The 10470-nt window shown below is 59.6% G+C and carries 8 protein-coding genes and 1 pseudogene; 4 read left to right on the top strand and 5 right to left on the bottom strand.

Annotated features, from left to right (window positions below):
* Window positions 1–175 precede the first annotated feature (175 nt).
* Window positions 176–3679 (bottom strand): alkaline phosphatase family protein, encoded by a 3504-nt coding sequence (locus tag KGB07_RS22010; protein WP_223466545.1) that lies wholly within the window; start codon window positions 3677–3679, stop codon window positions 176–178.
* Window positions 3680–3723: 44 nt separating this feature from the next.
* Window positions 3724–5514 carry a SulP family inorganic anion transporter gene (locus KGB07_RS22005; protein ID WP_223466544.1) on the bottom strand — a complete coding sequence of 597 codons (1791 nt, stop codon included), beginning with the start codon at window positions 5512–5514 and terminating at the stop codon, window positions 3724–3726.
* Between the two features lie 115 nt (window positions 5515–5629).
* Here KGB07_RS22005 and KGB07_RS22000 point away from each other — a divergent pair, with 115 nt between their 5' ends.
* Window positions 5630–6595, top strand: a complete 966-nt coding sequence (locus KGB07_RS22000; RefSeq protein WP_223466543.1) for a hypothetical protein — start codon at window positions 5630–5632, stop codon at window positions 6593–6595.
* 19 nt (window positions 6596–6614) lie between these two features.
* On the opposite strand, the pseudogene KGB07_RS21995 reads toward KGB07_RS22000, so the two are convergent.
* Window positions 6615–7303, bottom strand: a pseudogene (locus KGB07_RS21995) (DUF6933 domain-containing protein).
* A 24-nt stretch (window positions 7304–7327) separates the two neighbouring features.
* Complete coding sequence (locus tag KGB07_RS21990; protein ID WP_223466542.1) at window positions 7328–7696, bottom strand: hypothetical protein; 369 nt, start codon at window positions 7694–7696, stop codon at window positions 7328–7330.
* A 241-nt stretch (window positions 7697–7937) separates the two neighbouring features.
* Between KGB07_RS21990 and KGB07_RS21985 the strand changes: the two genes are divergently transcribed.
* Together KGB07_RS21985 and KGB07_RS21980 are read left to right on the top strand one after the other, a co-directional pair.
* Entirely contained in the window at window positions 7938–8255 is a 318-nt protein-coding gene (locus KGB07_RS21985) for an XRE family transcriptional regulator (RefSeq protein ID WP_046042301.1), read from the top strand.
* A 10-nt stretch (window positions 8256–8265) separates the two neighbouring features.
* Window positions 8266–8517: an XRE family transcriptional regulator gene (locus KGB07_RS21980; RefSeq protein ID WP_080925349.1), complete on the top strand. Its 252-nt coding sequence runs from the start codon at window positions 8266–8268 to the stop codon at window positions 8515–8517.
* Window positions 8518–8578: 61 nt separating this feature from the next.
* Here the strand turns inward: KGB07_RS21980 and KGB07_RS21975 are convergent, their stop codons facing one another.
* On the bottom strand, window positions 8579–9637 hold the full coding sequence (locus KGB07_RS21975) for an MBL fold metallo-hydrolase (RefSeq protein ID WP_046042300.1): 1059 nt from the start codon (window positions 9635–9637) through the stop codon (window positions 8579–8581).
* A gap of 214 nt (window positions 9638–9851) precedes the next feature.
* Here KGB07_RS21975 and KGB07_RS21970 point away from each other — a divergent pair, with 214 nt between their 5' ends.
* Window positions 9852–10463: a TetR/AcrR family transcriptional regulator gene (locus KGB07_RS21970; RefSeq protein ID WP_046042299.1), complete on the top strand. Its 612-nt coding sequence runs from the start codon at window positions 9852–9854 to the stop codon at window positions 10461–10463.
* Window positions 10464–10470 lie beyond the last annotated feature (7 nt).

The following is a 10470-nucleotide window of genomic DNA, read 5'->3' as shown; positions in this document are numbered from 1 at the left end:
CAGCAAGAAGTGGACGATGCCGATCCGGGACTGGAAAGCGGCCTTGAATCGCTTCAGTATCCAGTTCGAAGATCGTCTGTTAACGGTTTAATAAAAATCCCGTTTACACAAAATCTAGGACACCCTCCTGGATTTTCCAGCGGCCCTTTTCTTTGCCTGCAATAAAGTTAGAACATCACCTCCCCAACCCACTAATCCGCCACGGACACACCGCCGCCCTAACCCCACTCGGCCCAACAACCTCCGGTGTCTGCCCAAGCCGCCTCGCACTCAACACACTCCCCACCCGCTCAATCAGCTGATCAAACCCCAACGTCGCATCCTCCTGATGCAGTTTGCGCAGTTGTTCGACCAGGGCATAAGTGAAGGCACCGTAGTGGTTGGAGCCCACCTCATACTCGTTGGCTTTTTCGTTCTCCCGCGCGGCGTAGAGCATCAGGGGCATGTACGGCCCATGGTGACCATAGAGTTTGCCCTGACGCAGCAGTTGGGCTTTTTTCTCGGGGCGCAGGCCCGTGGCGGCGCCTTGGGTGGTGCGGGTGCGGGTGAGGCCGCGGGTTTTGTTGTCTTGTTCGCTGAAGTCGCGGCGGTCGGCGTCGACGGCGTAGACGCGGCGGTCCCAGTCGCCGGCGTAGGGGTCCCAGCGCAGCATGCGGTGGCGGATGTCGCTGGGTGGGGTGATGCCGCGCACGCGGCCGTTGCCGCGGGTCATGCCGCCGGCGTAGCAGCAGTCGAACATGACGGTGAGTTTGGCGCCGTGACCGTCCGGGTCGAATGGCAGGTGGCTGTAGAACTGGCGGAACAGTTTGTCGGTGAAGTGGGTGCTGTCGTCGTCCCAGTCGAAGTCGTGGAGTACCAGGGTTTCGTCCATGCAATCGGCTTCGCCGCTGCTGCTGTAGACCGGTAACTGGGTGCCGTGGCCGGAGTAGAACAACACGCGCTCGTCCCCGGCACGGGCGCCTTCCACCAGCCATTCGAGGCGCTCGACGAAGTTGGCCCGGGTCGCTCGGGCGTCGTGCAGCAAACGGATGTCGCCGGCGTCGTAGCCGCTTTCCTGGAGCATGCGGCTGATCAGGTAGGTGTCGTTGATGCAGCCGTCGAGGCGTGCGCTCGGGTCGGGGTAATCGTTGATGCCGACCACCAGGGCGCGGCGTTTGCGTTGGCCGCTGCGGGACAGGAACGCAGGCACTTCCAGTGCCCGTGCCGCCACCACGTCGCGGGCCAGTTGCGGCCACAGACCGGTCTGGCTGGTGGGTGACGACAAGTAGGCCTGGGCGGCGTGATTGAGGTCGAGCAGGTCATCGCGCAGCGGCAGGCTGAATTCGGTTTGCAGGTCGACCCGCGCGGAGTCCGGCGAGGTGATCGGCCGGGTCAGCAAGCCGTCGTTGGGGTTGTGCAGGTGGAACCAACGGCGGATGCCTCGACCGTTTTCGCTCAGGCGCAGGACCCGCCCGCCCCACACTTCGCGCATCACCAGTGGCAGCGCGATCGGTGAGCCGAAGCTGACGAACACTCGGCCATCGATGCGTTTGAGCGCCGCCCCCTTTTTCGCCACTGAACGGCGCAGGGCGTCGTAGCCGATCAGGCTGCCCAGGCCTTGGGCGAAGATGATTTGTGGGTTGAATGCCTCGATCTTTGCCAGCAGATGTTGAGTCAACTCCGTGCGTAACTCGGCGTCTTCGATCCATTGCACGAGGGCGCCCACCGTGGTGCGCAACATCTGGTTGACCGGCAGGCCCCAACTGCCGAAGTTCTCGTCGGCCTTGCCCCTGGCATCGGCCCTCAGCATCGCCAGGCCTCGGGTGATCTGGGCGAAGTCCGGTCCTTCCTTGAGCTGGTCATCGAAAGTCAGAAAGTCGATGTCCTGGTCATCGATGGGGCGACCGTTCTGTGCCAGTTGAGTGCGGATCAATGTGCGCCATTGCTCCTGCCAGTTCGCGTCGATGCCGCCCTGCCCGCCTGCTGCCCGGCTGAATCCAACACCGGGCAGGCACAGGACACGCAGCCGTGTTGGCGCGACCTCCGCTCCCGGCTCGACCAAGGCTTTGCTGGCCGGCGCCGCAATCGGAGGAACCGTTTGCCCTTGGGCGGTGACCATCAGATCCTGCAGGCGCCGCAGTTTCGCCTCCAGGCTGTCCGCACTGGGCGCGGCAGGCGTGAGTGCCGCCTGCCCCGGATCAGCCAAGGCACGGCTGCGGTTGCCGAGAAAACCGCTGACCCATTGGGCGCTGCTCTTCCAGATCTGCTCTGGATCGAGTCCGTCGAGGTAACCGGTGGCGCTGTCCACCACCTGTCGACTTTGGGTCGCCAGTTCGGACTCGATCAAGGGCAACCCGGCGCGACTCGGCACCACGGTGGCTGCCAATGTCGGCGCAGCCGTAACGCTCGGCGCGGCACGCCAGATGGCTGCATTGCCGAAGTGCTGCGCGGCGACCACCCGTGGGCCGAGGGCACTGCGGGGCAATTTGAAATGATCGCAAAGAAAGGCCAGCAAACTGGTGTGATCGTAGTGCTGCGCCTGGACATCGCCCGTCCAGGGGATCAAGCCCGGCTTGAGCCACGGCGAAGCCAGGATCGCCGGTACACGCACGCCGAGGCGGGTGAAGGGATTTTTCCAGGGGACATCGACCGTTGAACCGGTCGCCACGCAAGTCGGCGGCACCACGTGGTCATGGAAGCCGCCATGTTCGTCGTACAGCAGCACGAACAGGGTTTTGCTCCAGACAGCGGTATTGGCCGACAAGGCATTGAACACCTCACCGACAAATTGATCGCCAAAGCGCAAATCTTCAGGTGGATGATGGGACACGTTTGGCCCGAGTTTTCCGTTGAGCAGGCCATAGCTCGGCTCGATCCAGGACAGTTCGGGGAGTTTGTTGCCGGCGACGTCCGACTTGAAATCCTCGATGCTCAGGTGCTGCAAACCACCCTTGACCAGCGCCGCCAGCGGCACGGCGCCATCGGAATAAATGCGCGCGTCGTGGCCATTGTTGCGCAGCAGCGAAAAAATACTCTCGCCACCGAACTGTGCGATCAGGCTTTTGATGCCTGCCAGTACCGTGCCGGTGGAGGGCATCAGCAGATGACCATTGCAACTGCCGAGCATGGCAAAAAAACGGTTCGGCCAGGTCGGGCCTGGCACCGAAGAAAACCAGCGGTCACACACGGTGAAGTTACGCGCCAATCCGTGGATGGCCGGCAGCGTATCCTTCGCTGGCGTAGCGCCGAACGGGATGTAGTTCATCGCCCGTTGGGCCATGGATTGCGACCAGGTTTTGTACACTTTCAGGTCGGTGCGGGCCTTGTCGTAGGCGTCCTGGGCAAAACCGTTGAGCGTGGGGTTGGCCGGGCTGGTCTTGAAGGAGACGCCCAGTTGTTTCTCCACGTTGACGAACTCGTGGCCAAGGTCAAAACCCTCGCTGTTGCCCGGCGGCAGCGCCGGAGGCAGAGGGGGCGGCGGCGCCCACAGGCTGTAGTTCTCCGGGAACTCCGAGGCCTGGGTGATCACCGTCGAATTGCCATTGGCCAGCTTCAGCGGGTTGGTGCTGGGCGCCTTGCGGTTGATACCGTCACACGCGGGATTGATGCTTGTGTAATCCCCCAGCAAATGGTCGAACGAACGGTTTTCCATCATCAGCACGACAACGTGCTCAATCCCTGCGGGCCAGTTGTTCGGCATGGTTCGCTCCTTGATGTGAAGTCTCTATTTCGATCTCGTGGGTTTCACGGCAATCGGTTCCCTTCATCTTCCCGCTCCCTGTAATCCACCTGATAGTTCGCCACATAACTATCCACAGCCGTCCCAATCGTTGGAAAGAACGCCGTCTCCCCCAAGCGCGCAAACAAGCCGAACCGCTTGAGCTTGTCCTTGACCGGGTCCTTCATCTCGGCAATGCACAACTCGATACCCGCCGCGTGCAGGGTATCGTCCAGTTCGGCCAGCATGTCGGCGGAGGTCACGTCGACGCTGGTGACCGGTTCTGCGGCGACCACCAGCCAGCGCACGGGCGTGGGCGATGCCGCCACGGCGTCCAGCACGCGGTCGCTGAACAGCTCGGCGTTGGCGAAGAACAAGGGTGCATCCCAGCGAAACAGGACCAGGCCGGGGATCAGGCTCGCGTCGGGGTAGCGTTTGATGTCGTGGTAGCCCTTGACCCCGTCGGCGCGGCCCAATACCGCGGAGTACGGGCGCCACGCATCCCAGAGGAATTCAACGATCGCAATCACGATGGCCAGGCCGATGCCCTCGATCGCGCCGAACACGGCCACGCCGACCGTGCAGACGATCGATAGCCAGCATTCCCAGCGCTGGATGCGATAGATCCGCCGCAGGTCGGCGATCTCGATCAGGCCAATGGCCGAGGCGATCACGACCGCCGCCAGGGCGCTGGACGGTAGATGTTGCAGCAGGTTCGGTGCCACCAGCAGCAGCAAGGCAACCGCCAGTGCGCCGACGACGCCGGTCAGTTGGGTTTTGGCGCCGGCGGCCTCGGCCACGGGCGTGCGTGACGAGCTGCTGCTGATCGGGAAGCCTTGGAAAAAACCGGCCGCCAGGTTGGCGATGCCGAGGCCCACCATTTCCTGGTTCGGGTTGACATACGTACGGGTCCGCGCCGCATAGACACGGGAGAGCACACTGGTGTCGGCGAACGAGACGAGTGCGACGGCGCAACCGCCGATCAACACCGGGACGATGTCGGCGCTGGTGATCCAGGGGATGGCGAAACCGGGCAAGCCTTGGGGGAGCGAACCGAGGACCTTCACGCCGGCGCGTGTCGCAAGGTCGAGCACTCCCACCGCGACCGTCGCGCCAACCACGGCGATCAGGATGCCCGGCAACCGCGGCCATCTTTTGAGCAGCAGGATCGCCGCCAGGGTGAGCCCGCCCACCGTGAAGGTGGTCCAGTTGACTTTTCCCTCCATCACCGCCGAGGCGATGGCCCATATGTTTCTCAATGGGCCGTCGGATTCGATCGAAAAGCCGAACAGCTTGGGCAACTGGCTGATCAATACGGTCAGTGCGATGCCGTTCATGTAGCCGTAGCGGATCGGTTTGGACAGAAGCTCGGTGATAAAACCCAGGCGCGCCATACCGGCCAGGATACACACCGCTCCCGAGACGATCGCCATCATCCCCGCCAGGGCGACGGCACGCTGCGGGTCGCCGCCGGAGAGTGGAATGATCACGGCAAGGATGACCGCCACCAGGGAAGAATCCGGCCCCATCACCAGAATGCGGCTGGGGCCGAACAAGGCATAGAACAGCAGCGGAACGATGGTCGCGTAGAGGCCATAAATGCCGGGCACACCCGATGCCACCGCATAGGCGATACCGACGGGCACCAGCATCGTGGTCAGCACCAGGCCGGCCACGAGGTCGTAACGCAACCATGCCCATTGGTATTCGCGCAGCATGCCCAGCCCCGGTAGCCAACGGCGCCAACCGGTCTGTTCATCCCGGCGGGCTATCCGGCCCGGCTCCGGGATAGGGGGCGAAGCATCTGAATGGCTCATAAACGCCCTCCTTGATGGACCATGCCGACGGGGCGATATCAAAGTGATCAGTGTAGCTATTGCTTCGAATGCGCCATCACTGGAAGCTGTTCATCTAAAGGATTTGGAAGCCGACATGAAATTCGACCTCGCCTATTGCCTCAGCCTCAACGACAAGTTGTCGATCTACGACGTGCGGGATCTGAATTTCGACGAGACGATGGATTTCGACTCCGCCAGGGAACACTTCCAGTGCCCCAACGATGCCTGTCGCCTGGCGTTCGATGCCACCAATGAGCTGGGCACGTTCAACGCCAAGAATGTGAACTATGTGCGCACGCCGCACTTCAAGAACCTGCCGAGTACGCGGCATGTCGAGGGGTGTCCTTATGTCAGCTTGAAGACGCCGGCGTCGGGTGTGGACGAGGCGGAAACGGATGACAGCCGCGAGGAAAATTTCCCGTCGGAATTGTTACTGACTCGGCGTGAGTATGTGCGTAAGCCGTCCAGCCCGGTGGTGATTGCCGATGAGGTTCGGGATGAGCCATTGGCGCGTAAGGCGGCTAGCAATATCGAACAACCGAGTAGGGAATCGGCCCCGGACAAGACCAGCGTCTTCGCCCATCCGGTGGAGTGTTTCGTGTCGAATTTCGACGACAAGGACTTGCTCAAGCGCGTGCCGCTGAAGATTGGCGAGCACACCGCGCCTTACGGATCGTTTTTCAAGAAGATCGAGTACCTGCAAGACAACAAGGGGCTGATTTACTGGGGCAAGGTCAAGGTGATCAAGGACTACACCCAGAGCTTTCGCATCGACTTCGAGAAGAAGGTCTGGTTCGAGAAGAAGCCTTACTCGGTCAATGTCTACCTGAGCAAAAAACTCATCGACAGCTACCGCAAGCGCAAGGCGTTCCTGGAGGAGATCAAGCACGCCATCGAGAGCGGGCGGGAGTTGTACTGCTTCTTTTATGGCGTGACGCCCGAACTGAAGCAGGTGCCGAGCAAGAAAAAACCCGAGCAGACGTTCGGGGTGTTCAGCGCCAACATTGAAAATCTGGATCACTTTATTGTGCGGGAAGCGCCGGGGTTGGCGGGCAAGTAATACGAAACGCAGCGTTGGTTCATTGCGCGTCGAGTTGCCTTTGCAATGCCCAGGTTTCCCGTTTCACCTCCATACGTCGATCCAGTGCAGTCTGGACGCCTGATTCGTCGAGGCCGCAGTATCGACGTAACCAGTGGGCCATCATTTCCGAGTCCGGGAAGTAATAATCTTTATGGCCTTTGCTGTTTCTTGGGCAGTCATTCATATCGCCATCAAAGCGGCATGCCGAGAACTCGTCCGGGGGTAAAGAGCCCCGTTCAGCGGCACATCCTGAAAAATCCAGGCGATTTCATCAATGTGTTTTTGCGCGCTGCGATGGCTGCGTCGGTACAGGCGGAACTGGCTGCTGCTTTCCTGAAAGCGCTCCATCATCGGCTCGTCATCGACCCACTGAAGGATATCGAACTGCCCTGCATGGCGTATCAGGCCGTTAATCCAGCGATCAGCAAAACGTTGAACAACCCCCTCGGCGTCGGCCTTTTTTGCATCGGCGAAGATCATGCAGTAACGAGTCGGGATGTGAATGGCGAACAGCACATGTTTGCGTTGAACAGTGACGGCGTGGACCAGCCACTGTTCGGCGGACTCATCAGGCTCATTGTCTTCAATGACGGGCGATGGTGGACTTTCCACACTGGTGATTTTCTTGCCCTTGTGCACACGACTGAAGAATTTGCTGGCCGCTTCGGTACAGTTGAAAATCAGCATCCCTGGTTCTCTGGTAAAGGTTGGTCAGTCCTGCGGGACGATCTCGTCGACCCATTCGAGTTCATAGGGACGACGGACAACCCCTTTTATGTAGCTCAGGGCATCTTCACTGAGCACTGATAGTTCTGCCTCAGTCAGCAAGTCATGCATAACCATTAGACTCAAGCCGTGGAGCGCACTGGAGCGGGATTGGCTGTTATCGTCGAACACCTGCGCCATATCCCTGTTTCGATCATGGATCAGGCCGTAAAGCATGCCATAGCGAGCATGAGCTGATAATGCACCATGTTGCGCAATAGCCTTGGCATCGGCGAGCACACCTTGGCAGAAACGGTCGAGCGCAATCTTGCGCAGTTCCTTGAACTTCTTCCAGTCGCTTTCGAGGATCGGCATGAGATTCTCCTGCATGAAAACCTGAACAGTGCGCCCCTATTCTTACGAAAAAAACTGCCTTTACCAACCCTCAAATCAAGTTGTGATTCCCTGGCGACTTCGACAGTTTCCCCACGCACCGGGACAGTCACCGTTCGTCTGGCTGAAAAGAAAAATCAAAAAATGCGTTTGATCCGGGCTCAAAACAACTGTACAAAAACACAGTATATTTTGACCAACACTCTCGAGCCCGGAGAACACCATGGCCTCTCAAGCGATGAAAATCACCCTGGAACGTATCGCCCTCTTCCAATTCACCCCGGCCCACTGCGCCCAGGCCCGAGCGATGCTGGGCTGGAGTGTGCAAGAGCTGTCGCGGGAATCCCGGGTCTCGGTGGATGCCATTCAACGCTTCGAGGCCCGCCAGGAGGTGCTGGATGTCACTCGCCTGGCGCTGGCCTATCGGTTCGAATCGGAAGGGTTGGTGTTCTTCCCGGGGTTTGCGCCGGGTCGAGGGATGAATGTGAAGGGGTCGACGCCGAATCCGGTTGGTCGGGCGGATTTTGCGATGGTGGAGTGAGGATCAACAGATGAACGAAATCGACGATGGCGAAAACTGCGTTTATCAGGCACTGGGCATTCCCGATGCTGGTGATATGCGAGCCAAATCTGAATGCGTTATGAAGATCGGCCTTCTGCTGGAAAGCGGTCGATTGAGTAAGACTGATGCTGCGCAGAAGCTCGGATTGTCTGCCGAAGAACTAAACGAAATACTGCGAGGGAAGTTTCGCGACCTGAGCGTGGAAAAGATCTCGGGGTTCCTTGAGCAGTTAAAGAACTAGCGTGGCTAACTGATTTAGTTGAGCTCCCAAGCCGGTCCGCAGACCGGCCGAGACCACAACTTTACGCGTTCTGCACCACCACCCGATCACTCTCCCCTTCCACCGCCAGCCACCACGCCCCACCACGCCGAGGATGCATCAAGTTGAACGCTTCTCCCATCTGCGGTGTGGTGATCGACACGTTGCGTTCCCAGGCCAGGGCCAGGATGCGATCGAAGGGTTCGTACCAGGCGTGCATCGACAGGTCGAAGGTGCCGTTGTGGATCGGCAGTAGCCAGCGGCCCTTGAGGTCGAGGTGGGCTTGCAGGGTTTGTTCGGGTTGCATGTGCACGTGCGGCCAGTCGACGTTGTAGGCACCGGTTTCCATCAGGGTCAGGTCGAATGGGCCGTACTGTTCGCCGATGCGTTTGAAGCCGTCGAAGTAGCCGCTGTCACCGCTGAAGAAAATGCGTGTGTCGCCGTCGATCATCACCCACGAGGCCCAGAGGGTGCTGTTGCTGTCGAACAGGCCACGGCCGGAAAAGTGCTGCGACGGGGTGGCGATGAACTGGATGCCATCGACTTCCGTGCCTTGCCACCAATCCAGTTGGCGGACTTTGCTGGCGTCGATGCCCCACTTGATCAGGGTGTCGCCTACGCCCAATGGGGTAAGGAAGTGTTTGGTCTTGTCCGCGAGCTTCAGCACAGCCTGGTAATCCAGGTGGTCGTAGTGGTCGTGGGACAGGATCACCGCTTCGATCGGTGGCAATTGTTCCAGGCTGATCGGTGGCTGGTGGAATCGCTTGGGGCCGGCCCATTGCACGGGCGAGGCACGCTCGGCGAAGACCGGGTCGGTGATCCAGAATTTGTCGCGCAGCTTGAGCAACACTGTGGAGTGGCCCAGGCGATAGACACTGTGGTTCGGCGCAGCGATCAGCGCGGCTTGAGTCAGGGCTTGCACCGGGACGGGTGCACTTGGGCGGGTGTTTTGCGGTTTGTGGAACAGCGCGTTCCACAGGATGCCCATGGTTTTGCCAAAGCTTAAACGTTGAACCGGTGTGAAGTTTTGATACTGCCCTTGAGCCTGTCGGGACGCTTCAGGTGTGGAGGCGTTGTCCGCCGGGGAGTTTGAATTGGCCATAACTGAATGACTCCAGAAAAACCGCGCATGACGCGATTTTCCGCTTTGGGACGATAAATGGCCAAGGCACGCACGCATCAGCCGGACTTTCTATTTTTGCTGGGCAGGATTAACAAAACATTACACTGCACAGTGTAGTTTCTAGGTTGCATCAAAGTCGATGACAAGTAAACTGCTGAGTGTAATTCCCCCTTCTCCCTGCCGAAGCGTACTTATGACAGCTCCACAGCGCCTCACCGACCGAAAACGCCAAGCGATCATTCAAGCCGCGATCAACGAATTCCGTGACAACGGTTTCGAGATCACCAGCATGGACAAGATTGCTGCCACTGCCGGGGTGTCGAAGCGCACGGTGTACAACCACTTTCCCAGCAAAGAAGAGTTGTTCGCCGAGATCCTCAATCAGTTATGGATCCGGGTGACGGCAGAACAGGAAACGGCCTACCGTCCCGACCTGCCATTGCGCGAGCAATTGCGCGGATTGCTCATGGCCAAGCTGCAAATGTTGGGCGATGACAATTTTCTCGACCTGGCGCGGGTGGCGATAGCGGCGACGATTCATTCCCCGGAGCGGGCGCAGGATATGGTGGCGCGAATGGGCGAACGCGAAGAAGGGCTGACGGTTTGGATTCGTGCCGCTCAGGCCGATGGTCGGTTGAAAGCCATTGCCCCTGATTTTGCCGCACAACAGGTGCAGGGGCTGCTCAAGTCGTTTGCCTTCTGGCCGCAGATTTCCATGGGCAAGCCTGGCTTGTCACCGGAAGAACAACACCAGGTGGCCGAGTCCGCGCTGGACATGTTTCTGGCCTGCTATCAGTTGCAATAAATGACCA

Source organism: Pseudomonas sp. GL-RE-26, assembly GCF_019956275.1.
Taxonomy (GTDB): domain Bacteria; phylum Pseudomonadota; class Gammaproteobacteria; order Pseudomonadales; family Pseudomonadaceae; genus Aquipseudomonas; species Aquipseudomonas grandcourensis.
This window is presented reverse-complemented; position numbering and strand designations above follow the sequence as displayed.

Bases quoted from the DNA above. Each gene is read 5' to 3' on its own strand.
- KGB07_RS21970 (WP_046042299.1), top strand. From the start codon at position 9,852: ATGACAGCTCCACAGCGCCTCACCGACCGAAAACGCCAAGCGATCATT.
- KGB07_RS22000 (WP_223466543.1), top strand. From the start codon at position 5,630: ATGAAATTCGACCTCGCCTATTGCCTCAGCCTCAACGACAAGTTGTCG.
- KGB07_RS21980 (WP_080925349.1), top strand. From the start codon at position 8,266: ATGAACGAAATCGACGATGGCGAAAACTGCGTTTATCAGGCACTGGGC.
- KGB07_RS21985 (WP_046042301.1), top strand. From the start codon at position 7,938: ATGGCCTCTCAAGCGATGAAAATCACCCTGGAACGTATCGCCCTCTTC.
- KGB07_RS21990 (WP_223466542.1), bottom strand. From the start codon at position 7,696: ATGCCGATCCTCGAAAGCGACTGGAAGAAGTTCAAGGAACTGCGCAAG.
- KGB07_RS21975 (WP_046042300.1), bottom strand. From the start codon at position 9,637: ATGGCCAATTCAAACTCCCCGGCGGACAACGCCTCCACACCTGAAGCG.
- KGB07_RS22005 (WP_223466544.1), bottom strand. From the start codon at position 5,514: ATGAGCCATTCAGATGCTTCGCCCCCTATCCCGGAGCCGGGCCGGATA.
- KGB07_RS22010 (WP_223466545.1), bottom strand. From the start codon at position 3,679: ATGCCGAACAACTGGCCCGCAGGGATTGAGCACGTTGTCGTGCTGATG.